24 protein-coding genes and 1 pseudogene are annotated in these 25,118 nt (G+C 68.9%); 16 read left to right on the forward strand and 9 right to left on the reverse strand.

Annotated elements, in window-relative coordinates:
- Window positions 1-46: 46 nt before the first annotated feature.
- From UA75_RS20590 to UA75_RS20605, 4 genes are all read right to left on the reverse strand, one after another.
- On the reverse strand, window positions 47-994 hold the full coding sequence (locus UA75_RS20590; protein ID WP_083690809.1) for a carbohydrate ABC transporter permease: 948 nt from the start codon (window positions 992-994) through the stop codon (window positions 47-49).
- Window positions 991-1,842 (reverse strand): carbohydrate ABC transporter permease, encoded by an 852-nt coding sequence (locus UA75_RS20595; protein ID WP_075744019.1) that lies wholly within the window; start codon window positions 1,840-1,842, stop codon window positions 991-993. Before UA75_RS20595 ends, UA75_RS20590 begins: the two co-directional genes overlap by 4 nt.
- Window positions 1,843-1,953: 111 nt before the next feature.
- Window positions 1,954-3,264, reverse strand: coding sequence for an extracellular solute-binding protein (locus tag UA75_RS20600; protein WP_083690813.1), 1,311 nt, complete (start codon window positions 3,262-3,264; stop codon window positions 1,954-1,956).
- Between the two features lie 599 nt (window positions 3,265-3,863).
- Window positions 3,864-5,297 (reverse strand): MarR family transcriptional regulator, encoded by a 1,434-nt coding sequence (locus tag UA75_RS20605; protein WP_075741657.1) that lies wholly within the window; start codon window positions 5,295-5,297, stop codon window positions 3,864-3,866.
- A 408-nt stretch (window positions 5,298-5,705) separates the two neighbouring features.
- On the opposite strand from UA75_RS20605, the gene UA75_RS20610 reads away from it, so the two are divergent.
- From UA75_RS20610 to UA75_RS35215, 9 genes and pseudogenes are all read left to right on the forward strand, one after another.
- Window positions 5,706-6,086, forward strand: a complete 381-nt coding sequence (locus tag UA75_RS20610; RefSeq protein ID WP_075741658.1) for a YbaB/EbfC family nucleoid-associated protein — start codon at window positions 5,706-5,708, stop codon at window positions 6,084-6,086.
- Window positions 6,086-6,352, forward strand: a complete 267-nt coding sequence (locus UA75_RS20615) for a YbaB/EbfC family nucleoid-associated protein (RefSeq protein WP_075741659.1) — start codon at window positions 6,086-6,088, stop codon at window positions 6,350-6,352. The genes UA75_RS20610 and UA75_RS20615 overlap by 1 nt, the downstream gene beginning before the upstream one ends.
- A 10-nt stretch (window positions 6,353-6,362) precedes the next feature.
- Window positions 6,363-6,689, forward strand: coding sequence for a hypothetical protein (locus tag UA75_RS20620; RefSeq protein WP_075741660.1), 327 nt, complete (start codon window positions 6,363-6,365; stop codon window positions 6,687-6,689).
- Between the two features lie 6 nt (window positions 6,690-6,695).
- Complete coding sequence (locus UA75_RS33240) at window positions 6,696-7,391, forward strand: WXG100 family type VII secretion target (protein ID WP_157434326.1); 696 nt, start codon at window positions 6,696-6,698, stop codon at window positions 7,389-7,391.
- Window positions 7,388-8,080 carry a hypothetical protein gene (locus UA75_RS33245; protein ID WP_157434327.1) on the forward strand — a complete coding sequence of 231 codons (693 nt, stop codon included), beginning with the start codon at window positions 7,388-7,390 and terminating at the stop codon, window positions 8,078-8,080. Before UA75_RS33240 ends, UA75_RS33245 begins: the two co-directional genes overlap by 4 nt.
- A 247-nt stretch (window positions 8,081-8,327) precedes the next feature.
- The gene (locus UA75_RS20625) at window positions 8,328-8,711 is read left to right on the forward strand and encodes a hypothetical protein (RefSeq protein ID WP_075741661.1); all 384 of its coding nucleotides are present in this window, start codon (window positions 8,328-8,330) and stop codon (window positions 8,709-8,711) included.
- Window positions 8,708-9,343 (forward strand): hypothetical protein, encoded by a 636-nt coding sequence (locus UA75_RS33250; protein ID WP_157434328.1) that lies wholly within the window; start codon window positions 8,708-8,710, stop codon window positions 9,341-9,343. Before UA75_RS20625 ends, UA75_RS33250 begins: the two co-directional genes overlap by 4 nt.
- Before the next feature lie 562 nt (window positions 9,344-9,905).
- The gene (locus tag UA75_RS33255; protein WP_157434329.1) at window positions 9,906-10,304 is read left to right on the forward strand and encodes a hypothetical protein; all 399 of its coding nucleotides are present in this window, start codon (window positions 9,906-9,908) and stop codon (window positions 10,302-10,304) included.
- Between the two features lie 204 nt (window positions 10,305-10,508).
- Window positions 10,509-10,832 (forward strand): annotated as a pseudogene (locus UA75_RS35215) (amidase family protein); the annotation flags it as partial.
- A 360-nt stretch (window positions 10,833-11,192) separates the two neighbouring features.
- Here UA75_RS35215 and UA75_RS20645 read toward each other — a convergent pair.
- Complete coding sequence (locus tag UA75_RS20645; protein WP_075744020.1) at window positions 11,193-11,666, reverse strand: MarR family winged helix-turn-helix transcriptional regulator; 474 nt, start codon at window positions 11,664-11,666, stop codon at window positions 11,193-11,195.
- A 110-nt stretch (window positions 11,667-11,776) separates the two neighbouring features.
- Between UA75_RS20645 and UA75_RS20650 the strand changes: the two genes are divergently transcribed.
- Window positions 11,777-12,883 carry an epoxide hydrolase family protein gene (locus tag UA75_RS20650; RefSeq protein WP_075741664.1) on the forward strand — a complete coding sequence of 369 codons (1,107 nt, stop codon included), beginning with the start codon at window positions 11,777-11,779 and terminating at the stop codon, window positions 12,881-12,883.
- 302 nt (window positions 12,884-13,185) lie between these two features.
- On the opposite strand, the gene UA75_RS20655 is transcribed toward UA75_RS20650, so the two are convergent.
- The gene (locus UA75_RS20655; RefSeq protein ID WP_075741665.1) at window positions 13,186-13,578 is read right to left on the reverse strand and encodes a VOC family protein; all 393 of its coding nucleotides are present in this window, start codon (window positions 13,576-13,578) and stop codon (window positions 13,186-13,188) included.
- A gap of 123 nt (window positions 13,579-13,701) precedes the next feature.
- On the opposite strand from UA75_RS20655, the gene UA75_RS20660 reads away from it, so the two are divergent.
- Complete coding sequence (locus UA75_RS20660; RefSeq protein WP_075741666.1) at window positions 13,702-14,466, forward strand: TetR/AcrR family transcriptional regulator; 765 nt, start codon at window positions 13,702-13,704, stop codon at window positions 14,464-14,466.
- A gap of 533 nt (window positions 14,467-14,999) precedes the next feature.
- Here the strand turns inward: UA75_RS20660 and UA75_RS20665 are convergent.
- The 3 genes from UA75_RS20665 to UA75_RS20675 all read right to left on the reverse strand — a co-directional run bounded on the left by UA75_RS20665 (window position 15,000) and on the right by UA75_RS20675 (window position 18,542).
- The gene (locus UA75_RS20665; RefSeq protein WP_075741667.1) at window positions 15,000-15,836 is read right to left on the reverse strand and encodes a DUF5134 domain-containing protein; all 837 of its coding nucleotides are present in this window, start codon (window positions 15,834-15,836) and stop codon (window positions 15,000-15,002) included.
- Window positions 15,836-17,497 (reverse strand): PepSY-associated TM helix domain-containing protein, encoded by a 1,662-nt coding sequence (locus UA75_RS20670; RefSeq protein ID WP_083691055.1) that lies wholly within the window; start codon window positions 17,495-17,497, stop codon window positions 15,836-15,838. The genes UA75_RS20665 and UA75_RS20670 overlap by 1 nt, the downstream gene beginning before the upstream one ends.
- Window positions 17,498-17,786: 289 nt before the next feature.
- Complete coding sequence (locus tag UA75_RS20675; RefSeq protein ID WP_232251100.1) at window positions 17,787-18,542, reverse strand: YoaK family protein; 756 nt, start codon at window positions 18,540-18,542, stop codon at window positions 17,787-17,789.
- A gap of 169 nt (window positions 18,543-18,711) precedes the next feature.
- On the opposite strand from UA75_RS20675, the gene UA75_RS20680 reads away from it, so the two are divergent.
- The 5 genes from UA75_RS20680 to UA75_RS20700 all read left to right on the forward strand — a co-directional run bounded on the left by UA75_RS20680 (window position 18,712) and on the right by UA75_RS20700 (window position 24,957).
- Window positions 18,712-19,338 (forward strand): GntR family transcriptional regulator, encoded by a 627-nt coding sequence (locus UA75_RS20680; RefSeq protein ID WP_075744021.1) that lies wholly within the window; start codon window positions 18,712-18,714, stop codon window positions 19,336-19,338.
- Window positions 19,339-19,625: 287 nt separating this feature from the next.
- Window positions 19,626-21,314, forward strand: a complete 1,689-nt coding sequence (locus UA75_RS20685; RefSeq protein ID WP_083690821.1) for an ABC transporter substrate-binding protein — start codon at window positions 19,626-19,628, stop codon at window positions 21,312-21,314.
- A 1-nt stretch (window position 21,315) separates the two neighbouring features.
- Entirely contained in the window at window positions 21,316-22,269 is a 954-nt protein-coding gene (locus tag UA75_RS20690; RefSeq protein WP_075741670.1) for an ABC transporter permease, read from the forward strand.
- The gene (locus UA75_RS20695; RefSeq protein ID WP_075741671.1) at window positions 22,269-23,144 is read left to right on the forward strand and encodes an ABC transporter permease; all 876 of its coding nucleotides are present in this window, start codon (window positions 22,269-22,271) and stop codon (window positions 23,142-23,144) included. Before UA75_RS20690 ends, UA75_RS20695 begins: the two co-directional genes overlap by 1 nt.
- Window positions 23,145-23,178: 34 nt before the next feature.
- Window positions 23,179-24,957, forward strand: coding sequence for a gamma-glutamyltransferase family protein (locus UA75_RS20700; protein ID WP_232251238.1), 1,779 nt, complete (start codon window positions 23,179-23,181; stop codon window positions 24,955-24,957).
- Window positions 24,958-25,118: the final 161 nt, after the last annotated feature.

Consider the following 25,118-nt stretch of genomic DNA (forward strand, 5'->3'; position numbering starts at 1 on the left):
CGTCTCGTCGGCGTCGCGTCGGCGGGCCCGGAGGCCGCCTGGCCGGTCATCCCTTGACGGAGCCCGCCGCCATGCCCTGCACGATCAGCCGCTGGAAGATCAGCACCAGGATCAGCGGGGGCACCACGGCCACCACGCCCGCCGCCGCCATCAGGGTGAACTGGGTGTTCATGTCCGTGGCGAAGTTGGCGGCGACCACCGGGATCGTCTTGGCCGCCTCGGTGGACGTCATGAACAGGGCGAACATGAACTCGCTCCAGGCGGTCATGAACGAGAACACCGCCGCCGCGACCAACCCCGGCGCCGCCACCGGGAGGAACACCGACCACATGGTGCGGAACCAGCCGCAGCGATCGACCCTGGCGGCGTCCTCCAACTCACGCGGCACCGCCCGGAAGAAGTCCTTGAGCACCCAGATCGTCACCGGGAGCGAGAACGTCAGGTAGGACAGGATCAAGGCCCAGTAGGTGTCCAGCAGGCCCATCGAGCGGATCATCAGGTAGAACGGGATGATGATCGCGATGCTCGGCACCATCCGGGTGATCAGGTAGCCGATGAGCAGCAGCCGCCCGCCGATGAAGCGCAGCCGGGAGAACGAGTAGGCGGCGGGCACCGCGAGCACCAGGTTGAGCAGTGCCGTCGCGGAGGCCACGATCATGCTGTTGCCCAGCGCGAACGGCGTCTCCCTGATGGCCCGACCGCCGACCAGCGCCTGACTCTCGTCCGGTCGCAGGAAGCTCAGGTAGTTGTCCAGAGTGGGGTGCGGCGGAATCCAGTTCGGCGGCACCGAGATCGCGTCGACCTCGCGCATGAAGCTCATCGCGAAGATCCAGTAGAACGGCAGCACCAGATACAGGACGAAGAACGCGGCTAGCGTGTAGACGACGATCTTCTTCCAGGGGACCCGATATCGGAGCGGGACGGCCCGGCGCGGTCGGGACGGCCGCGGGCGCGGCGGCCGCACGTCCGGCGGCGGCACGTTCGGCGTGGTCATACCTCGAAGCTCCCCTTCCGATAGAGGGCCGCGACGTATCCCACGGAGATGATCAGCGTGAAGGCGGTGATCACCCAGGAGTAGGCGCTGCCGAGGCCGAAGTCGGTGTAGGTGAGGGCGGTGCGCACGTTGAGCACGGCGATGATGCTGGTGGCGTCGCCCGGCCCGCCGCCGGTGAGCACGTAGATCGTGTCGAAGGCCCGGAAGGCGTTCATCGTCTCCAGGATCAGGACGATCAGCAGCGGATGCAGCAGCCACGGCAGCGTGATCTGACGGAAGCGCTGGAACGCCCCGGCGCGGTCGACCTTCGCCGCGTCGTAGAGATCCGACGGGATGGTGGACAGCCCGGCGAGCAGCAGGATCACCGCGAACGGCAGTGTGTTCCAGACCTGCGCGAAGGCGGTCAGGAAGAACGCCCCCGACGGCGAGGACAGCCACGCCTGATAGCTGTCGATCAGGCCGAGGTCGGTGAGCAGGCCGTTGAGCGCCCCGGTGTTGGCATCGAAGATGGTCCGCCACATCAGGCCGTTGACCACGCCCGGCATCGCCCACGGCAGCAGCGCCAGACTGCGCAGCACACCCCGCCCGAGGAAGCTCTCGTTGAGCACCAGCGCGAGGATCATCGCCAGGACGACGGTCATCGAGACCACCAGCACCACGAACAGTCCGGTGGTGCGCAGGGAGCTCAAGAACGTCGGGTCCCGCCACAGCGCGAAGTAGTTCTCCAGCCCGATGAACCTCGTGTCGTCGGGCCGCTTGAGGTTCTGCTGGTGCAGGCTCACCCAGAACGAGTAGCCGATCGGGTAGGCGACCAGGGAGAACAGGACGATCAGCGCGGGGCTGTTCATCGCGTAGGCACGCAGCGTGTCACTGGCGGCGTTCCCGAATCGGCGGCGTCGTCGCCTGCCCGCGGGGGCCGGTGGCGCTGCCGGTGGCGCGGGGCTGGCCATCATCGCCTCCTACTCGTAACGGCGGGCGAGAGATCGGGCGGCTCGCTCCAGCTCGGCAGAGCCCTGGGCGGGGGTGCGGTCCCCGGTGAACACCTGCTGCACGGTGCGCTGCAACGTCGCCTCGAACTCCGCGTACCAGGGCACCGCGACGACGCTGCGCGCCCGCGCGACGCTCGCCAGGTAGGCGTAGATCTCGGGATCGGCGAAGGCGCTCAGGGACTCGACGATCTCGGGATCGTCGGCCAGGTCGGTGAAGGCGAACCCGAGACCCCGCTCCAGGAACCAGAATCGCGCCGTATAGGGCGATCCGTCGTCGTCGAGCCCGCCCATGTAGTGCAGCAGGCGCTCCGCCTTCTCCTGGACGTCGGTCTCCAGGTTGAGGCAGTACATCCGGGAGTTGCTGACCGTGCCCTCGGTGCGGCCGTCGATGCTGGGGATCGGGGCGAGTCGCATCGCCCCGGCCGTGTTCGACACCGCAGGATCGTTGTAGTTGCGCAGCGAGTACCGGGGCTGGATGGTGAAGGCGTACTGGCCCGCCATCATCGCGTTGTCCATCGGCACCGGGAGCGTCTGCACGGAGGCCGGGTCGAGCACCTGGGAGTCGGCACTCACCCGCAGCAGCCAGTCGAGTACCGCCGTCGTCGCCGAACCGGGCAGGTTCATCACCGGCTGGAAGTCCTCGTCGAACAGGTCGGCCTCGTTGGCGTAGACCAGCGCCCAGATCCACATCAACGCGGTGTCGGAGAGCTGCGCAGGCAGGCCGATCGGATGTTCGAGCAGCCCGGCCCGTTTGACGGCCAGCGCCTGCTCCTCCAGCTCGTCGAGCGTGGTGGGCGGGGTGTCGTAGCCTGCCTCGGCGAGGATGTCGGCGTTGTAGATCAACGCCTGGGAGTCGGTGTAGTAGGGCAGTCCGTACCGCCTGCCCTGATACGTCATGGCCTGGGCGACCGACGGGTAGATCGCCTGATATACCTCGTCGATTCCGGCGAGTTCGTCTAATGGCTGGAGATATCGCGCTTCCACCGAACTGGCCAACGAGTCGTCGTACATGTAGAGCACATCCGGACCGCCGCCGCCCATGAACTCGGCGGTGAGCTTCTGAATGAACTGGGCACTGGTGATGGGGGCATAGTCCACTTCGACATCCGGGTTCAAGCGGATGAATCGATCAACGTTCTGCTGCACGAGCTGCGCCTCGTAGTCCCAGCCCTCGAATCGGACGGCACCGCGCCGGGTCGGCCCCGCGCAGCCCGCCAGCGGCACCATCGCGGGCAGCGCGAGCCCCAGAACAGCTGTTTTCAGCAGACTTCTTCGGTCCATGCCACCGCTCCTCCTACGAGAGTCCGGCCGAGGGAGGTGACCGACTCATCGATAACGACCGAGGTTCGTTAATGGTCCGTTTGTGGGTTGCGAGTGACGATGCCCGATGGTTCGAGACAAGTCAACGGGGCAGGGCGAATATGTCCGATAAAGTCGGGGCAGGGCGAGCTGCCACGATTCAGCCGAAACGGGACGGTCACTCCCGGGCAACCGGACCGTTCATTCACTAGACCATTCGGGGCGGATCGAGCATTTATGTCACCCGGTTCGTATCGTCCGCCAATGACGAGTCGCGAATCCGGTATGCGGGAGTCCGGGAGCGCCCGGGCTGTCCGTACCGCCGCTGGCGCACGGGTGCCGGGCTCGCTGCGGGCGCCCACACTCGTGGGCGGGCCGGACCTCGTCGACCTCAGTCGAGGTCGTGGCGAGGATCGACGACGCCGGAGCTGCCCGCGCCGCTGTCGGCCTGTTCCTCGGGAATGGACGATGCCTGCGCAACGCCCCGGGCCGCCAGAGGCGAGGCGACGCTCTCTGGCGCGGTGAGCGCGGCCGTGCCCTCGATGACCGCAGCAGGCGGGGCCCCGGAGTCGCCGGGCGTTTCAGCTCGGCCGGGCCGCTGGCGCAGACGGCAGCGCCTCGGCCGGGGCGGGTGGTCCGGGCTGGTCGGACGTCTCGGACGTCTCGGCAGGCGCTGGCTCCTCGGCATCGATGTCGGCATTCGCGCCGTGTGCCGCGGCGGCGAGTGCCGCGTCGATGCCCAGCCGATAGAGCCGGGTCGGCCTGCCCTTGCGGTGGGTCTGCGCGGTGCCGTCGGCGGTGACCAGTCCGCGCTCGCTGAGCCGACGGATCAGCCTGCGGCCGCTCGGATCGGTGATGCCCAGGACGTTGGCCAGCTCGCCCGGCGAGACCGCCTGTCCGTGCAGCGTCCGCTCCACGGCGGCCAGCCGGGAGATCGTCGCCGGGCTCAGCCCGACGCTGCGCGCCAGCCGCTCGATGTGCACGCCGTGATCGCGATAGGTGAAGGCCACCGGGCTGCCCTCCTGCCCCATCGGGCCGATGATCACCCCGGTGTCCTCGATGAGGTATCCGCAGGGCCTGCCCTCCGCCTCCGCGCGCGAGGCGGCCCGCTCGGCCAGGGAGACGCTGGTCCGCGCCGATCCGCCGATCCCGAAGCCCGCCGCGACGCGGACCCCCAGCAGTTCCTCGGCCTGGCTCAGCACCGGCACGCCGATCCAGTTGTTCGTGATCCGTTCGAATAAAGCCTTGTGCGCGAAGACGACCAGCCCGCGCCGTCCCCGGTTCTCCACCCAGGCCTCCGCCAGCTCCGGGGTGTTGAGCAGCAGGTTCATCAGGCCGACCCTGGCCCGATCGACGTCGACCTCCCTGGACTGTTCGGCCACCACGAACACCCCGGCGGCGAACCGGGAGGCGTTGGCCCGGTGAGACTGGATGCGCAGGGCCAGCTCGTGCAGCTCCGCGCGAATCGTCGACGGGACGGGTTGACTGCTCAGCACCTTGATCTCGCCGTCGAGTCGTCGCCGGACCTCCATCCGCATGGTGATGACCACCCCGTTCGCGTCGTCGTCGAGGACGCGGCGGTGGTGCTCGACGATGTCCGAGGTGCGCTGGCCGGGGGCGTAGGGCAGCGCGGTCACGTCGTCGGCGGTCAGGCCCAGCGCCGTGCGCACCTCGATCACGGCATCGAGATCGAACGTGTCGACGCTGACTCGGCCCATTCCGGGAAATCGGGACCGGGCGGCGGAGAACGCCAGGGCCAGATCCAGCGCCGAGGGCCGGATGACGACCACGGGCAACGACTCGGGCAGCACGTCATGGCTGGCGTCGTAGGGCACCGGCCCGAGCAGCACGCCGTCGAGGTGCCGGGTGGCGATCAACGCGGCGACCAGACCGCGGATCTCGGCCTCCTCGTCGTAGATCACCCATTCCCAGGACACGCCGGTGAGCATCCGAGTCGCCTGCTCGAACACGGCACGCCGCTTGACGTGCACGATCAGACCGAGGACCACGCTCATGCCGCCACCAGAGAAGAGATCGTCGGGGGACCAGGACCGAAAATGGTTCGTTGACCCTACGCGGGTGTGCTTGCGGGACGAAAGGTCTGACCGAGGGACGCGGGGTCGGCGGCGACCGGTCACGCCGCAGGAAAGGCGTGCCGCGTCGCTCTCGGAGCGGGCTCGTCGCGAGTGGTGTGCCGGTCGGAGTGGACCAGGATCGCGAGCGGCCCGGTGCGGCGCCGACGACGTGGGCAGGCCTGCACTGCGAGCGCGCCGCCGTGTTGATTCGCCGCTCCGGCATAATCGCGCGCCCGCGCGCGGAGACACGACCGCAGCGTCAGATACCTCGCGATCCGGAATGTGAACATGATCGCAAGGAGTCACGCGAAGGCGACACCGCGTGAGCCCACTGTTAGCTTGCCGATCATGACTTCTCCGCCCTTCCGCGCAGGTGACCCGATCGCCGGGCTCCGACGTTCCCTGGAAGACACCGTCGGCGACCTGACCCGGATGCAGGAGACGATCGACGCCCAGCTCGCCGAGGTCCGCTCCCGAACCGAACTGCTGCGGACTCGACGATTGGAGGGCACTTCCGACGCACGCCGCGTACACGCGGTCGTCGATGGTGAAGGCCTCCTTCAGGATCTGCGGATCGAGCCGGGAGCACTGCGCTCGTCGCATCCCGGACGACTCGGGGGCGAGATCGTGCAGGCCGTCAGCCGGGCCCGTGCCGCAGCCTCGGAGGAGAACCGGAAGGCCTTCCACGATCTGATGCCCGCGATGTTTCCCGCAGAAGGAGAATCCTGATGGCCGCGAGCGCCGAGATTCGCGCCCTGGTCGCCGAGATCGAGGCGGCCACGGCGGCCGCCCAGGCCCGAGCCGTCGAGCGGCAGAACGCCACCTACTCGGAACCGATCGGCTCCGAACTGGGCACCGTCACCGTCGGCGGACAGGGCGAGCTGCGAGCGGTCGACCTCGACACCCGGTCGCTCCGCTACACGAACGAATCGGCCCTGGCCGACGCGGTGAAGACCGCCGTCCAACGCGCCGAACGACGAGCCAGAGGAATCTAGGAGAAACACGATGGTCGACTTTCAGGTGGTGCCGGAGGCACTACGAGATAATGTTCGAAAGATATATGATATCGCCGACTCATGGAGCGGGGCGAAAGATCTCGCCACTGGACAATACATGGCCGCCAGGGATCTCGGATTCCTCGGCGAGCATGAGAACGTGCCAAGCACATACAACGACGCAGTTGATACGATCATTGAAAAGTTAACACTCGGCTTCGAGGCACTCAACAACGCTGGCGACGCACTCGGAGACGTGGCCGACGATTACGAGAGCCGGGACGCCGAATTCTACCAAGAATTCGGATACATAAACGAATCACTCGACGAGAGATGAAGACCAATGGGCATCTTTGAAACTGAAGTTCCCGGATATGCCAAGCCCATCGACGCCGACTCGTCTTCATTTCCCTACGAATCGGCTGCGATTGTCAACAATTGGGGAAGCCTGGCCGGAATGATCCTGGTCAAGGAAACCCTCCGGAAGATTGAGGATTGTCTCGGAGACACAGGGAGGATGTCCGAACTAGCTGAAACCTGGTTAGACGCATCAGCGCCAATCGAAGACGCCAGAAATGGCATACTGTCCACAAAGGGAGACCTGGCCGCCTACTGGGAGGGCCGGGCGGCAGATTCATTTCAATCATATATTGAGCACGTTATCAGCATAATGAATGACACCAGTAAAACTTTTGTCGAGATGTCACAGCTTGTCGTCGGACTTCGCGAATTGGTCACCGGTACATATATTTCCGGCATCTCGTTAATCGGAACCTGCGCAGCACGCCTCATAGAGGCAGCTGGAAACGCGGCGATGAACTGGTACAAACTTTGGGGAGCGGTGGCCGGAGGAATCCTCGAAGCACTTGCTGGATTCATTGACGCCACCACCGAGCTGATCAACAATGCGCTGCGGACGATGGACCGGTACGCCCGAACGGCCCTCGATATCAAGCGGCACGCCATTTCAATGCAGGTACCAGACCCAATGCCGAAATCTGCCACAGAGCCCGGGAACTGGAAGGTGAGCCCGCAGTGACTGACCAGTCGGTCATGAAGAATGAAACTACCTCGGTAGGCAACCGCCATCGACAGCCTCCGAAGAATCAGACCAGTCATCGACTGATCCCTGCTATCATTACAGTGGTTGTACTCTCAACCAGTGCGTGCACATCCGAAGTCGGAACCGGGCCGGTTGACACATACCAAGCGATACCCGGGCCGTGTTTTGAATCGATCGAGACGTCTTTGGCGGAGGTCGTCGGAGACCTTTTCGAACAAATACGATTCGACAATCAGGCCGGTCCGAACATCGCACCGGGTGGAGGCATCACCACGACCTGCTCCGTTGACTTCAGTCAAGAAACCTCGGGATCACCCGGCAACCCCGCGAACAGAAGCATCACCGTAAGATACGATCTCCGGTCCGATCCGAACAGTCCGGCAACATCGGTGCGGAACGCACAAACAGCCTACGAACAGGCGGCCAACCTTGCCACCGGTCCTACCGAGCAGTTGTCCGCCCCTATTGGAGTCGAAGGCATCGCCTGGTACAACGACGCTCAGATGCGAGGCGGGCATGTCCTCTTCATCGACCGCAATTTGCTGGTGACCGTGTCATTGGATGGCAGGAATAATTCAACGAACGAAACGAAACAGCAAATCTCCCGCGAGGATGCTATTGACGAAGCTATTCGAATCGCCGAAGCCATCGCCGAGGACTTGTGAAGCGCGTCCAATCGACAGCTGGACCTGCGAGAGAATCAGCAGCATGCGCAGCCCGACTGGATCTACCTCCTTGAGAAACAAGGAAATAGTTGCCTCGGAAACCCAGACCGCGTCATGGAGTTAGCCGAAAAATGGGACCCCCGACGCGTGTACTCCCATCCAGGACTCCAAAAGCGGACTACTGGCAGCCAAAGCGGATCTCTCGGCGTACTGGGAAGGTCCGGCCTTCGAGTCGTTCAAGACCTATGTGGACCATGTCGCCGACATCATCGACAGCACCCATGGAATCCTGGAAGAGATGGCAGACCTGATCGCAGGAACCCGCGCCACCATCACCAAGACATATCAAGCCGGGGTCACGTTCATTGGAAACTGCGCGCAGAGCATCCTCAACGCTGCTGGCTCCTTCGCGCAGAACATAGCAAACATAGTGGGAGCGGTCTGTGGCGCAATACTTCAGGCCGGATTCATCGGCGCCACCACCGATACCATCAATAGCGCGTTAGGCGCCATGGAGGACCACGCACAGAATAGCACCGAAATCAAGCAGCGGGCGACGCGTTTGAGGATCCCGGACCCAATTCCGGCATCCGCGACGGAGCCCGGGAATTGGCAGGTAGTCCCCAAATGAAGAAGTCGGCGACACCTCTTATCATTCTGGCTCTATTCGTCACGGGGTGCACCGGAAGCGATGACCTCGCGGCTCTCGAACTACATCCGGCCACTCCCGCACCCTGCTTCGTCGACGTCGAGGAAACGCTGGCTGACGTTGTAGGGGTTCTGTTCGAACAGCGGCGCACGGACAGCGGCCTCGGTCCGATCGATTCACCCAGCGGTGGAAGTGTAGCGACCTGCTCGGTCAGGTTTGTCAGCGAGCGGCTGGAGGCACCGGGTGAACCCTGGGAGCGGAGCATTTCGGTGCAGTATTCGCTCGCCTCTACGGCAGGCTCACCGGCAGAGTCTGTCGAGGAGGCTCGACAGAGCTACCGACGGGACCTCAACGCCGCACCGGAGGCAGCCCAGCTGCGCACGATCGCGGCAGGTGACGAAGGAACATCGTGGAACCAGGACGGAACCTTCGCAGGCGGACATGCCGCCTTCGTCCACCGCAACCTGGCCGTCAAGATTCACATCGAAGGCAGTGACAGCGCCGACAGCGCCGACAGCAATCTACGGCCGATGTCGCAGGAGGACGCCCAGGGCGACGCGACACGACTCGCGGAGGCTATCGCCAACAGCCTCTCGGAAACCCCTCCACGCTGACGGGGTGTTCGCGAAAAGCGAAAGATCGATTGTGAGCAGTGGTTCAAGGGCACAGATCTCGCTCTCACCTACGAATTCCACACCGACGCCGCATTGACAGGTTCCCTCCCATTGAGCAATCAGGCGAAGAAGAGACAAGAGAGAAAGAATCGCGCCGAAGATTCTCGGCACAACATCGACCGATCTACTCTCGGTTGAACTCCGAGTAGCGGAACGAGTTGCCCGGCTCCCGCCGGGCGGCGAGCACGAAAAACCCAGGAGAAACCGTGGTCACTCTCATGTACCGAAGAGAGAATCTAAACAGCTCGGAAAGGTAAAGTCAAGACAAGCAACCAATATCCTAAAGAAGACATTCGCAGGAATCGCGATCCTCTTCGCAAGCTCTTGTTCAGGAAATCAATTCCAGCTTGACGAGAACTATCATGAGAGCCTTCCGGACTCCTGCTCAACCCAACTGGAAGAAGCCACCGAATCGTTCGCCGGAGAACTTTACAATCAGACACGATATGAGACCGACAAGGATACCGCCGACCGGGATGACGACCTGCGAACCCTCGGACTAGTGCATTGCTCGGCCACCTTCTTCGCCGAAGATTTCCTAGGCGCCCATGGTCCCTTCAGTCGACACGCAAGTTTCTCTTACCGGATCGTCACAGATGAACAGAGCATCATCGGAAACCCAACGGAAAAGGCAGCCGAAAGCTATGCCGATCAAATCGACAGCGTACCGAGTGCCGCAACCGTGCTACCTGCGCCAGAATTGGGGCCGGACGCACACTACTGGTATCAGGAACAGACACCCAGTGGAGCGCACGCCACCTCGCTCCAGCATAACCTCATAGTCCAGGTCATCGTAGACGGAAAGGACCGTAATGAGAACGGCGAAGAAGAGCCTATGACGACAGCGGAGGCCGAGCGAGAGGCGCGCAAGCTCGCCGAAGCCATGATTGAAAACCTTTAAGCAGGGCCGGATGTCGCGGGGAACGGCGTCACCGAGCCGGTCTTCCCCGACCACATCGCCGAAGCAGCTCGGATTTCCGGGGTCGCGCGGAGGCCGGTGCGCAATCCCGTCGATCGGGCCGGCCCAGTCGACTGCTCCCCCAACGCCTCCCCCACCAGCCGGCGCAGGCTGCTGGGCCACGAGCTGACCGGCGTGCGGGTCGGCGTGCCCCGCGACTTCTTCTTCGATCACGTGGACGTCGAGGTCGAGCGCGCGGTGCGGGCCGCCGTCGAGACCCTCGGCGAGCTGGGCGCCACGCTGGTGGAGGTGACGATCCCGATGGGCGAGTATCTGCGCTCCGTCCACTCCGGACTGTTGTTCACCGAGGCGGCCGCCTATCACCGGCAGCTGCTGCGCACCCGCGCGGCGGATTACGGCGAGGACGTCCGCACCGTGCTGGAGGCGGGCGAGCTGATCCCGGCCACCGACCACCTCCGGGCCCAACGGGCCCAACGGGCCAGGCGACTGCTGCGGCAGCGATGGGCGACGCTGTTCGAGTCGGTCGACGTCTTGGCCGCGCCCACCGTCCCGGTCACGGCCGTCGCGCAGGTTCGGGGCGGACCGCCGAGCATGCAGGACCAGATGACCCGTCGGCCTCGGGACAGGTCGTTGCGGGGGCGGGATGCCCGCAGCTCCGACCCCGCCACCCGACCAGGCCGGCGCGCTCTCGCCTCGGTGATCGCCGGCCCGGAGTTCGGCTCGGCGCGGAGACTCGGACGAGGGACCCGGCTGGGTGTGCGGCCTGCGGATCTCCCGTGCAGGCGGCAGACGCCATCCCCTCGGCCTGCCGGAGGACACGGCAACCGGTTGCCCGGTGATCCGTCGAGGAGCTCCGCTTGCCGGCGGGTCTCACGGCTCTCTCGCGGCGCCGATGCGCCGATCGTGGTGGTCCAGCAGCCTGGCCAGCAGCCCGGTCAGCCGCCGTCGCTCCTCGGCGGACAGCGGTTCCAACAGTTCGTCCTGGGTCTCGGCGAGCCGCTTCTCCAGTCGCCGCAGCTGCCTGCCGCCCTCGGCGGTCAGCGAGATGATGTTGCGCCGTCGATCGGCGGGGTCCGGCGCGCGCTCGACCTGCTCACGGTCGGCCAGCTCGTTGATCGTCGCGACCATGTCGCTGAGGTGGATGCCGCTACGCCGCCCCAGCGCGGCCTGACTGGCCGGGCCGAACTCGTCCAGCGTCGCCAGCAGTCGGTAGTGGTAGCCGCGAGCGCCCGCTGAGGAGAACCCGTCGGACACCAGGCGGTGCGCGTGGCCCGCGGTCTGGGTGAGCAGCCAACTGGGCAGGCCCGTCCACCTGGCGGGCGGCTCCTCTGCCGGGCTCGTCATGCGGGAAGCCTATCGAACCGTTGGGACCACTAACGATTCTGCTATCGTTTGGAGCATAAACGTTAGACGGACGAACGTTCAGTCGCCGAATCAGTCCCGGAGGGCAGACCATGATCACGCCGTTCCGCATCGCCATCCCCCAGGCCGACCTCGACGACCTGACCGATCGGCTCTCCCGCACCCGCTGGCCGAACGAGATCGCCGACGCAGGCTGGGACTACGGCTTCCCGCTGGCGCGACTCAAGGAGCTGGCCGAGTACTGGCGCACCGGCTACGACTGGCGGAAGCACGAGGCGGAACTCAACGAGCTTCCGCACTTCACCACCGAGATCGACAGCCAGAACGTCCACTTCGTCCATGTCTCCTCGGCGCGGCCGGACGCGCTCGCGCTGATCCTCACCCACGGCTGGCCCGGCTCGTTCCTGGAGTTCCTCGACGTGATCGAGCCGCTGTCCCGCGACTTCCACCTGGTGATCCCGTCCATCCCCGGCTTCGGCTTCTCCGGGCCTACGCACGAGCGCGGGTGGGACGCCGTCCGCGTCGCGCGGGCCTGGGCCGAGCTGATGCGCCGCCTCGGGTATGAGCGCTACGGCGCGCAGGGCGGCGACTTCGGCTCGGGCATCTCCACGGCGCTCGGCGCGGTGGCCCCCGAGCAGGTCGTCGGGGTGCACGTCAACTACCTGCCGACCAGGCCGGTCGCCGACGCCGACATCGCGCTGTCCGAGACGGACGAGGCCCGGCTGGACAAGGTCCGGCAGCTGATGGCGAACCGTCCCCCGTACCAGGCGCTCCAGGCCCGCACCCCGCAGACCATCGGCTACGCGCTAACCGACTCGCCGGTCGGCCAGCTGGCCTGGATCGCCGAGCGCTTCGCCCAGTGGACGGATCCCCGCACCCCGATCGACGACGAGCGGATGCTCACCGACGTCTCGCTGTACTGGCTGACGGCCACGGCGGCCTCCTCGGCGCGGCTGCACCGCGAGACTCCTCGGCGGGTCGAGCCGTGCCCGGTGCCGCTCGGCGTCGCGGTGTTCGCGCACGACATCACGCAGTCGGTGCGACCGCTGGCCGAGCGGCTGTACGACATCCGGCACTGGTCGGAGTTCGAGCGCGGCGGCCACTTCGCCGCAATGGAGGTGCCGGAGCTGCTCGCCGAGGACGTCCGGAGGTTCTTCCGCTCCCGCATCACCGACGAGGACCGGGGCGCCGCTCGCTAGGCGACGTCGCCTGCCGCGCGCTACCGGGAATCCGACAGCTCGCGACCGGCGGACCGGTCCGGTCCCCGATCAGCCGAGAGCGCATCGCGAGCGCGCGTCCCCGGCTCCGCTCCGCCGATGCCCGCCGGCCGCTGCCGCCCTCGCGTCCGAGGTCGACGACCAGTCCGCGTTCTTGATCACGTCCATTGCGGACGAACGGCTGCCGTCTTTCGGATGGGATTGGCCAGGGTCTCCCCGAGTCGCCGAGGGTTCGGCGGCTCGGGTGCTTCGCCTGCCACGCGGGGTGCGGACTCGACGCGCGCTCAGCCCGCCTCGTCCCCGGTCGCCCACTCGACGAGTTCGACGGAGACTCCGTTGGGGTCGGTGATCATGAAGAGGCGCTCGCCCCAGGGCTCCTGCCGCAGCGGGAGGGTGATCTCGACGCCCTCGGCGCGCAGGCGGTCCTGCTCGCCCGCGAGGTCGTCGACGACGAAGGCGACGATCGTCCCGGCGGCCCGCTGCGCCCGCAAATGTGCGGGCAGCACCTCGATGCCTCGGCGCAGGAACACCAGGTTGACGGCGGCGTCCTCGCGGGTCAGGGACACGAAGCCGTCGGCGGCCATCGCCTCGGTGAACCCGAGGTGGCGGCGGAAGAAGTCGCGGGACGCGTCGACGTCCTCGACGGTGAAGGAGATGGCGGTGGATGAGATCTGCACGGCTGCTCCCGATGTCGTTCGCTGATCGCGAGGGGCGACGCCGCAGCCTCAGCAGCGTGGCACCATGACTACGTACAAAGTACACTATACCTTGTACGGAGTATGCCGTGAGAGGATCGCGCCATGGCCGAAGATCGCAGCGGCACGACCGATCCGGCCCGGACGCTGGCACTGCTGTGGCGGGAGCCCGGCACCGGGCGGCCCGCGCGGGGACCGCGGCAGGGGCTCACCGTCGACGCCGTGGTCGACACCGGGATCACCCTCGCCGACGGCGCCGGGCTCGACGCGCTGACCATGCGCCGCGTCGCCCAGTCCCTCGGCGTGGCGCCGATGTCGCTCTACACCTATGTCCGCAGCAAGGCCGAGCTGCTGGATCTGATGCTCGACGCCGTCTACCTGGCGATGCCGAGGCCCGACCACGTGGACCGGCCGTGGCGGGAGCGGGTGACGGCGGTCGCCGAGGGCAATCGCGCCCTGCTCGCCCGGCATCCCTGGGTCGCCGCCGCCTCCACGACCCGGCCGGTGCTGGGGCCGGGTCAGATGGCCAAGTACGAGCATGAGCTGCTGGCCTTCGAGGGCATCGGTTTGACCGACGTCGAGATGGACGCCGCCCTGACCTATCTGCTGGGCTTCGTGCACAACGTGGCGCGGCTGGCCATCGATCGAGAACTCGCGGCCCGCGACACCGCCATGAACGACGAGCAGTGGTGGGCGGCCAACGAGCCGCTGCTGGCGAAGGTCCTCGACCCGAGCCGCTTCCCGACGGCGGCGCGGGTCGGCACCGCAGCGGGTGAGGAACATCAGGCCGCCGCCGATCCCGACCACGCCTACGACTTCGGTCTTCAGCGGGTGTTGGACGGCTTCGCGGCGCTGCTCGCGGATCGCTGAGGCCGCTGAGGCCGCTGAGGCTGGTGGGGCTGGTGGGGCTGGTGGGGCCTGAGTCCGCTGAGGCCTGAGGCCTGCCAGCGGAGATCGGCGCCGGGCGGGCCAGGGCCGTGACACCGCGGGCCGGCCCGGCCCGCCCACACCGTCGGAGCGGGCCGCCGCCGGATCTCGGCTGAGAAGGCGGCCGACGCGGGCGAGGCGGCAGCCCGGCCGCCACCTCGGCGACCGGACGACGACCGGCCCGCGGCCGCTGCCGCCCTGCCGCGATCTGGAGGTGAACTACCCGTCCCGCAACGATTCACAGCGGCCCGAAGACGACCTGGCAGCGACCTACCATGACTGGCAGCGAGCTGCCACGACCTGACGGCGACCTACCGCGACCTACCGCGACCTCCGGCGACCTGCCGCCGCACCGCCGCACCGCCGCACCGCCGCACCGCCGCACCGCCGCACCGCCGCACCGCCGCACCGCCGCACCGCCGCACCGCCGCACCGCCGCACCGCCGCACCGCCGCACCGCCGCACCGCCGCACCGATCAGAGCATCACCAGCAGCATGGCCCCCATGCCGATGCTCATCACCGCATGGCAGCCCGCGTCGAAGGCCTCGAACCGCAGCACCCGCGCCGAGCCGGTCGCCGCGCCCGCACCGTCGGACCTCTCCCCGGCGACCGTGGCGAGCCCGCCCCCACCGGCCCCGGCCGTGCCGTCCCCGCCGTCGACCTCGGCCGTCGCCCGGCCTGCCCACTCGGCACGGACCCACCCTGCGGCGGGCCGGGTCCCGGATTCCACGGCGAGGACGCCCTGCGCGGCGTCGACCGCTCCGGCGATCCAGCGCAGCGACGACAGGATGAGGTACAGCCCGATCAGTCCGGTGAGCACGGCGACGAGGGCGGACAGGCCCAGCCGCTCGGGGGCGACCGACACCGCGCCGAGGGTCGTGATGCCCTCGGCGGGCGAACCCAGGGCGGCGAGCGCGTGCACGTGGCCGCCGCTACTCGAGGGTGCCGTCATCGCGGCGGGCATGATCGCCAGCATCCACACCATCGCCGCCGCCATCAGCGTGTGATGGACGTGCGCCGACGGCCCGGCGGCCTGCTCACGGCCCGCCCGCAGCCGCCCCACGGTCAGCGCGAGGAACCACGCGGTGGCGAGCGAGAACACGACGAGCTGTGGAGTGAGGGGGATGCTCATCCCCCACGGCCAGGCCATGGCGACCATCGCCGCGCACATCAGCACGTGGGCCAGGGCCGAGATCCGCGCGGGCAGACTCGGGCCGTCCGCCGGGCGTCCCACGAGCTGCCGCAGGAAGCCGAGCAGCGCGACGGCGAACCCGATGGTGAACAGCCAGCGCAACAGGGGTCCGTCGACCATCAGGCACCTCCGGCGGTGTCGGTGTCGGTGCGGCCGGTTCGACCGGCCCCCGTGGTGGCGTGGTCGGCTGCGACCCCGCTCGGCGCCCCGACCACGGCCGAAGCCGCGTCGGCCTCCGCGAGCGCGCCGATCTCCGTGCCGTCGTCAGGACCCGGTGGCGCCTCGATCGGCGCGGCGCGACGGCGGTCTCGGCGGCCGAGCAGGATGTCGATCAGCAGGAACACCAGCAGCGAGGCACCGAGCAGCGGCAGGAAGTAGGCGATGACGACGCCGAGGAGGATCACCGGCGCCAGCACTCGGCCGGGAATCCGCCGCCAGGCGCCTCGGGCGGGCGGCCTGCCGAAGGAGGACGCGGCGGCCCGCGTCGGCCTGCGCAGCCACCACATCCGGTAGCCCCAGAAGATCACGCCGAGCAGCGACCCGGCCAGCAGTACCAGCACGGCCTGGTTCACCCAGCCGAAAAGGAAGCCCATGTGGGCGTCGATCCCCCAGCGGGCCAGCTTGGCCGCCAGCGGATAGTCGTCGAAGCGCAGCACCTCGAGGACCTCGCCGGTCGCCGGGTCGACGGCGGCCGAGTCCTGCTCGGTGGGCCAGACGCGGCCCTGTTCCGCCACCCGGTAGGCCGTGCCGGGCTCCTCGGGCGGGGTGATCTCCACCGGCCCGGTGAGCCCCGCCGCGACGACGGCCGCCCACACCTGGTCCACGCCCACGTCGGCGCCGCCGCCCGGCGGGCCAGACGTGTCGACGCCCGAGGCGGGCAGCTCGGTCGACACGGCGGGCGTGTCCCAGGACAGCGCCGCCCGGAGCTGATTGACGTTCTCGCCCGCGAAGGTCGACCAGGTCAGCCCGGTGGCCGAGAGCAGGACGAGCCCGCCCGCCGCCCAGATGCCCACCGAGCCGTGCCAGGACAGGGTGCGGCGGCGGCCCGCCGGACCACCCGAGGGCGCCAGGACGGCACGGGCCCGCCGGTCGGACCGCCTGCGCAGCACCCACAGCACGGCGCCCACCGAGACGATCAGCCACAGCCAGCTCGCGGCGAGTTCACTGTAGAGCCTGCCAACGTCGCCGAGGTGCAGTCCTCGGTGCAGCCAGTCGATCCAGCCGCGCACGGGCAGGGCCTGCCCGCTGCCGTAGGTCTCCAGGACTCCCCGGACCTCGGTCGTGTAGGGGTCGACGAAGACCGTGCGGTGATAGCTCTCCGGCAGGTCGGGGGCATGGAAGATCACTTGGGTGGTGTCGGTGGCCGTCGGGCCCGGCCGGACGGATCTCATCTCGTCGTCGGGGCGGACGAGGCGGGCGGCCTCGACCTGATCCGCGAGCGGCTGCGCCGTTCCGGCGGGGGACACGTGCAGTTCTCGGTCGTAGACGGCCTGCTCGATCTGCGGGCTGAAGACGTAGAGCAGCCCGGTGAGCGAGGCGATGATCAGCAGCGGCGCGACGAAGACGCCCGCGTAGAAGTGCAGCCGCAGCACCAGGGGACGCAGGTGCGACCAGGCCGACGTCGTGGCGTCGCCGCCGCTCGCCGCCGCTCGCGGGCCCGAGCCCGCGTCGAGTGTCCCCGGCGGTTCGCCCGGCGGCGCGGCATCGGCGGCGGCCCGATCCGGCCCGCCGCCCTCCGACGCAGACCTGCCACGCCCGATCCCCGCTGAATTCGTGCTCATCGACGCTCCGTCCGCCTCGCGACGCCGACCGCCGTCGTCAGACCGCACGGACCCTCGTCGCCGGGCGGACTCGATCTCGAACGGCGGGAGATCGTCACCGCACAGGTCGTCGAACGGAGCCGGTTAGTTCCCGACGACCGATCGAGCGTGTCGATGACCCGCCGCCGAGGCGGCCGAACGACCGACCGGACCCCCACGCCGGTCGAGTACCGAGCACGGCCCGACGACGGCGGATCGACGACGGCAGGCCCGGACGAGCCCACGGGCAGGCGTCCGAGGGCCGGGCGGCTCAGCCCAGCGAAGCCTGGGCGCGCGCCACGGGCTCCCGCTCCGCGACGACCTCGCGAGTCCGGTGGCCGATCACCGCGACCACGACGGTGGCCACGACGGACAGCATCAGGGCGGCGGCGATATGCCACAGCAGCAGGGCCGCGCCGACCAGCGCACCGAGCAGGATGAGGCCGACGGCGCCCACCCGGCGGGCCCACAGTCGCCCGTCCCCGCCCGCGAGTCGGGAGTCCGACGCGAGGCCGGTCAGCGTCGAGGTCACCACGACCGTGGTGACGTCCTTGACGGCGAGCCGTCGGGCCGCTGCGGCCTGGATGCCCATCACCACGGCCGTGCCGGTGGTGATCACGGCGCCGAGCGGGTCGGCCGGGTGCGCCCCGGTGAACAGCAGGGCGCCGCTGAGCACCAGCAGGACGCCTGCGACGACCCCGAGCAGGGCGGTGGTGTGCGTCGTCCAGCCGGGTGCGGCCCTGCGCAGCACGCGGCCCGCGATGACGGCGCCGACGAGGTAGCCGACCAGCGCCAGCGCGGGCCGCAGGACGGGCAGCGGCTCGCCGCCGACGGTGACGCCGCCCTCCCCCGCGACGCCGTCGACCACGCCCATGCCGAGCAGCACGACGTTGCCGGTCATGTTGCCGACGAAGACCCGGTCGAGGCCGAGGTATCCGACGGCGTCGACCACCCCGGTGGAGAAGGTGAGCACCAGCATCAGCATCAGGTGGGTGCGTGCCCGACTGTCAGGCGTGCGACTCGTCAACTCGGTCGTCCTGTTCTCGTCTGCTCCCGACGGGGCGGGAGGCATGGATATGCTTGTCCTCTGCCGTGCCGGACGTCCGCCGTTCCAGGCATCTGCCCGCAGGAGGGTGCTGCCGTTCCCGACGGCCGCCGTGGCAGGGGAATGCCGCATCAAGGGTCAGGAGCGCACCGTGACCAGCCTCAGCGAGCGGGTCGCAGGCCGAATCCGGCGCGACATCATCCGGGGCACCCTCGCACCGGGAACGCGGGTCACCGAGGCCGCGCTGAGCGAGGCCTACGGCGTCTCGCGGGTCCCGATCCGAGAGGCGTTCCGGGTCTTGGAGACCGAGGGGTTCGTGGTGTCCCGCCCCTATGCGGGCTCGACTGTCGCGGCCCTGGACACGGCGGACGCCGACGACCTCTTCGCGGTGCGCGCGACGGTCGAGGAACGCACGGCGCGACGGGCTGCGGGCCGGGCCGACTCGGCGGCCGTGGCTCGGCTGATGGCCGTCGTCGACGCGGGAGACTCCGCGCTGGCGGCGGGCAGGCGGCAGGATCTGACCGATCTGAACACGGCGTTCCACCTCGCCATCGCCGAGATCGCGGCGAATCCGAGCCTGACCGGGATGCTGCGCCAACTCGCGGGCAAGATCGAGTGGATCTACGCTGCCGACGTGGCGGTGCGGGCGGAGAGCTCGTGGATCGAGCATCGACTGATCGCCTCGGCGATCGAGACGGGCGACGTCGATGGTGCGGCCCTCCTCATGCGCCGTCATGTCGAGAACTCCCGGCACGGATACCTGCTCCGCCACGGCTGACCCCGACGCGGTTGACCCGGCGAGGCGAGTCGCCGTCCTGTGACGTAACCCGGCACCGACCGGTCTGCCACGACTCCCGCTCGGCCGCGCCGCCCAGGCGATGACGAGACCGGCACGAAGCGGGCGCTCCCGTAGCGCAACGAATCGTATACAAAGATGACGCAGTCGGGAAGTCGCCGTCCAAATGGTGCGACCGAACCCATTGCACCTGCGGAAACATCATGGAAACATCGTCCACCTAAGGTCTAGGATCGTATACATTCCTGATGTTGTAGCGAGGTCCCCACATGACTCACCCGGATTTGCGCCCCGCCGCGCCTTCGTGGCGTGACGGCAGGCGTGCCCGGCGTCGAGGCCGCGTCTGCGCGGCGGTCGGCGCGGCGCTGGCGACCCTGGTCGCGAGCGCCTGCGTCCCGGTTCAGCCGCCGCCGCCCGCAGGCGAGCGTTCGGACGTCACCGGGTCGCCGGTGGGCGACACCCCGGTGCGCGAAGGCGGCGATCTGGTGATGGGCCTCTCGGCCGAGCCGGACCAGCTCGACCCGACGACGTCGACCTCGCTCTACACCCGGTATGTCATGAGCAGCGTCTGCGAGAAGCTCTACGACCTCGACGCCGAGGGCGAACTGATCCCGCAGCTGGCCACCGAGCTGCCGACGGTCTCCGACGACGGACTCAGCGTCACCATCCCGCTGCGCACGGGCGCCGTCTTCGCCGACGGCGCGCCCTTCGACGCCGAGGCGGTCCGCACGACGCTGCTCCGTCACCTGGAGAAGGAGGACTCGGCCCGGCGCGCGGAGCTGGGGCCGATCGAGTCCGTCGAGGCACCCGACGCCGAGCACGTCGTGCTGCACTACGCCGAGCCCTTCGCGCCGATCACCGGCGCCCTGGCCGACCGGGCGGGCATGATCCTCTCTCCAGAGGCGCTCGCCGAGCGCGGCGACGACTTCGGCGGCCACCCGGTCTGCGTCGGCCCGTTCCGCTTCGTCGACCGCATCCCGCAGACCTCGATCCGGGTGGAACGCGATCCGCTGTACTACGACGCCGACCAGGTCCGCCTCGACACGATCACCTACCGGATCATGTCCGACGCCTCGATCAGGGCGGCGAACCTGCGCTCCGGCGATGTACAGGTGATCGACCGGGTCTCCACCACCGAGGTGGACGCGCTCTCGCTCGAAGACGGCATCGACGTGCTCCAGATCGGCTCGCTGGGCTATCAGGGCGTCACCTTCAACGTCGGCAACGTCGACGGAGTGGGCGCCGAGACCGGTGAGATCGACACGCCGCTGGCCGCCGACCCTCGGGTGCGGCAGGCGTTCTCCCACGCCGTCGACCGGGACGCGCTGGTCAACTCGGTGTTCAACAACTGGTTCGAGCCCGCCTGTTCCCCGATCTCCCCGGCGAGCCCGTTCACCAGCGAGGCGAGCGAGGCCTGTCCGGAGCACGATCCCGAGGAGTCGCGCAGGCTGCTCGCCGAGGCGGGCGTCGAGACGCCGTATCGGATCAGGCTTCAGGCCGCCAACAACCCGGACACGCTGCGGTTCTCCCAGGCCTTGCAGGCCTCGGTCGGCGAGGGCGGCTTCGAGATCGAGATCGTGCCGGTGGAGTACTCCACCCTGCTCGACGTCCAGGCCAACGGCACCTTCGACGCCGTCCAGCTCGGCTGGTCCGGGCGGATCGACCCGAACAACAACATCAGGACGTTCATGGAGACCGGCGCGGGCAGCAACTACGCAGGCTACAGCACGCCGGAGGTCGACGAGCTGCTGGCCGAGGCGGCCGAGGTCGACGACGTGGAGCGACGAACCGAGCTGTACGGGGAGATCGTGACGATCCTCCAGCAGGACAACCCGATCGTCTACCTGTATCGCGAGCGCAACCTCACCGCGCACAGCGAAGACCTCGTCGGCGTGGAGGTCTACGCCGACGGCGTCGTCCGGCTGGGCCGCGCCGCCTTCCGAGCTGAGGAGGACTGACGTGGGCCGCTATCTGCTCACCAGAACCTGGCAGTCATTGGTCACCCTGCTGTTGGCCTCGATGGTCGTCTTCCTCGGCGTCCGCGCCCTGCCCGGCGACCCCGCGCTGGCCATGGCGGGCGAGGAGGCGAACCCGGAGCAGCTGGCCGCCATCCGGGCGAACCTCGGGCTGGACGACTCGCTGCTCGTGCAGTACTGGCGGTTCCTCACCAACACCCTGAGCGGCGATTTCGGCGAGTCGGTCCGCACCGGCACGCCCGTCACCGAGCTGATCGCCACCACCCTGCCGGTGACCATCGAGCTGTCGGTCTACGCACTCATCGTGGCGATGCTGTTCGGCATCGGCGCCGGGGTCGTCGCGGCGGTGTTCCGTGGTCGCTGGCCGGAGTGGACCGCCAACGGCTTCGCCCTGGTCTCGCTGTCGGTGCCGAACTTCTGGCTGGGCATCCTCGCGATCCTGTACCTGGCGGTGGGCCTGGGCTGGTTCCCCGCCTCCGGCTACGTCTCGCCGTGGGAGGACCCGCTGCGCGGGCTGCTGCACCTGACGCTGCCCGCCATCATCCTGGGCACCGGCATCGCCGGGGTGGTGATGCGGCAGACCCGCGCCTCGATGCTGGAGACGCTGACCGCCGACTACGTCCGCACCGCCAGGGCCAAGGGCCTCAAGCGCGGCACCGTGCTGATGCGGTATGCGCTGCGCAACAGCCTCATCACCGTGGTCACGATCGTCGGGCTTCAGCTCGGCGGGCTGATCTCGGGCGCCGTGGTCACCGAGCGGATCTTCGGTCTGCCCGGCTTCGGCAAGCTCACCCTGGACTCCGTCTTCAGCCGGGACTACCCGGTGATCCAGGCCGTGGTCCTGGTGGTGACGGCGGCCTACATCCTGATCAACCTCGCCGTGGACGTCCTCTACACGCTGATCGACCCGCGAATCCGAGTGGGAGGCAGGGCCTGATGTCCACCGTTCCCGAACCCGTGCAGGTGGACCTCGCCCAGGTGCGAGGGCGCGTGCTGCGCGACATCCTGCGCAATCCGCTCGGCGTCACCGGCGGTGTGCTGCTGCTCGTGGTGATCGCGGCGGCGCTGCTGGCCCCGTGGATCGCGCCCTACTCACCCGCCGAGGTGCACTTCGACGCACCGTTCCAGCAGCCGCTGACGATCGGCTACGCGCTGGGCACCGACGATCTCGGCCGCGACATCCTCTCCAGGCTCCTGCACGGCGCGCGGACGTCGTTGCAGGTCGGCGGGCTGTCGGTGCTGCTGGCCATCGTGATCGGGACCCCGCTGGGGCTGCTGGCGGGCTTCTGGCCCGCGCTGGACGCGATCGTGTCGCGGCTGACCGACCTGATGCTGGCCTTCCCGTTCCTCGTGCTGGCCGTCGGCCTGGCCGCCATCAACGGCCCGAGCCTGACCAACGCGGCGATCGCGCTGGGCGTCGCGCAGATCCCCACCATGATCCGAGTGGTCCGGGCCGAGACGCTGCGGTTCAAGGGCAAGGACTTCGTGCTCGCGGCCCGAGGCCTGGACGCCTCGGGGCCCCGCATCCTCGCCCAGCACATCCTGCCCAACGCGACCTCGGCGATCATCGTCCAGGCCACCGTGATCATGCCCGTGGCGGTCATCGGCGAGGCGACGCTGTCCTTCCTCGGCCTGGGCATCCAGCCGCCCACGCCGAGCCTGGGCGTGATGCTCGCCGACGCCCAGCAGTACCTGGTCCGCGCCCCCACGGCGGCGATCTTCCCCGGCCTGGTGATCCTGCTGATCTGTCTTGGCTTCAACCTGTTCGGCGACGCCCTGCGCGACGCACTCGACCCGACCACTCGACGCTGAGGACCTACTCGTGACCTTCGTCCCCCCGCCCGCGATGACCAGCCGCCCCACCCTCCAGGGCACGTTCGGCATGGCGGCGACGACCCACTGGACCGCCTCCGCCACCGCGCAGGCCGTGCTGGAGCGGGGCGGCAACGCCTTCGACGCCGCCGTGGCCGCAGGCTTCGTCCTGCACGTGGTGGAGCCGCACCTCAACGGTCCCGGCGGCGACCTCACCGGGGTGTTCACCACAGCGACGGACCCGAGTCCGCAGGTGCTGGTGGGTCAGGGACCTGCACCGCAGGGCGCGACGATCGAGCACTACCGCGCGGAGGGGCTCGATCTCGTCCCCGGCGCCGGGGCGTTGGGCGCGGCGGTGCCCGCCGCCGTCGACGCCTGGTTCGTGCTGCTGCGCGACCACGGGACGTGGGAACTCGCCGACGTCCTGGAGTTCGCGATCGGCTACGCCCGCGACGGCCACCCCGTGCTGCCGCGGGTGTGCGCGACGATCGCCGGGGTCTCGGAGCTGTTCGCCAAGCACTGGCCGACCTCCGCCGAGCTGTGGGCGCCCGAGGGCCGGGCTCCCGAGCCCGGTGAGCTGGTGCGGCTGCCCGCCTATGCCCGCGTGCTGCAACGGCTGGTCGAGGCCGGTGCCGACGCGACGGATCGAGTGGGGCGCATCGAGGCCGCCCGGTCGGCATGGCGAGAGGGCTTCGTCGCCGAGGCCGTCGAGGAGTTCGTGCGCACCCCCCACCGGCACGCCTCGGGCACCGACCACGCCGGGGTGATCACGGCGGCGGACTTCGCCGGGTTCTCGGCGGGCTACGAGCCCGCCGTGACGGTGGAGTTCCGTGGCCACACGATCGCCAAGACCGGCTTCTGGGGCCAGGGGCCCGCGTTGTTGCAGACGCTGGCCATCCTGGAGGGCTTCACCGACGACGAGATCGACCCGAGCACCGCAGCGGGCGCCCACCGGATCGTCGAGGCGATGAAGCTGGCGCTCGCCGACCGCGACGCCTACTACGGCGACGGCGAGGGCGCGCTCGCCCCGCCCGCCGAGACACTGCTGTCTGCGGAGTACGCCGCCGAGCGGCGGGCGCTGATCGGCGAGACCGCCTCGGCCGAGCTGCGCCCCGGCGTGCTGCCCGGCCGCACGGCCTACCAGCCGCCGCTGCGCGTGACCTACGACGTCTCCGCAGCGGGAGCCGCCGCAGGCGAGCCGACCGTCAGCCGCGCGGGCGAGACGAGAGGCGACACGTGTCATGTCGACGTCGTCGACAAGTGGGGCAACCTGGTCTCGGTGACGCCGTCGGGCGGCTGGCTCCAGTCCTCCCCCACCATCCCCGAACTCGGCTTCTGCCTGGGCACCCGGCTGCAGATGACCTGGCTGGACGCGGACTCGCCCTCAGGCCTGCGCCCGGGGCAGCGGCCGCGCACCACGCTGACGCCGACCCTCGTGCTGCGCGACGGCGTGCCGGTGACCGCGCTCGGCTCGCCCGGCGGCGACCAGCAGGATCAGTGGCAGCTTCTCTACCTGCTGCGGACCATCGTCGGCGGCTACACGCCGCAGCAGGCGATCGACGCCCCGGCCTTCCACACCACCTCGATGCCCGGCTCCTTCTGGCCGCGCACCTGGACCCCCGGCGAGATCGTCGTCGAGGACCGCATCGGCGAGGAGGTCATCGCGGAGCTGACCCGCCTCGGGCATCTCGTCACCAGGGCCGGTGACTGGGCACTGGGCAGGCTGTCCTCGGTGTCCAGAGACCCGGCCACCGGAGTGCTGACGGCGGCGGCGAACCCCCGCGGCATGCAGGGCTACGCCGTCGGACGCTGATCGAGGCGCGCGGGCGGACGAGGGGCTCCGCCCGCACGCACCGGTTCGACGGCACGACGGCACGAGGCCGTGGCGCGAACACCGAGAGCCCCACACGACGGCAGCCCACCGGGCAGCGGCGCCCCGCGGAATGCGACGCAAGAAGGCAGTCGACCCAGAAG

Origin of the sequence: Actinoalloteichus sp. GBA129-24 (genome assembly GCF_001941645.1) — a bacterium.
Classification (GTDB): domain Bacteria; phylum Actinomycetota; class Actinomycetes; order Mycobacteriales; family Pseudonocardiaceae; genus Actinoalloteichus_A; species Actinoalloteichus_A fjordicus.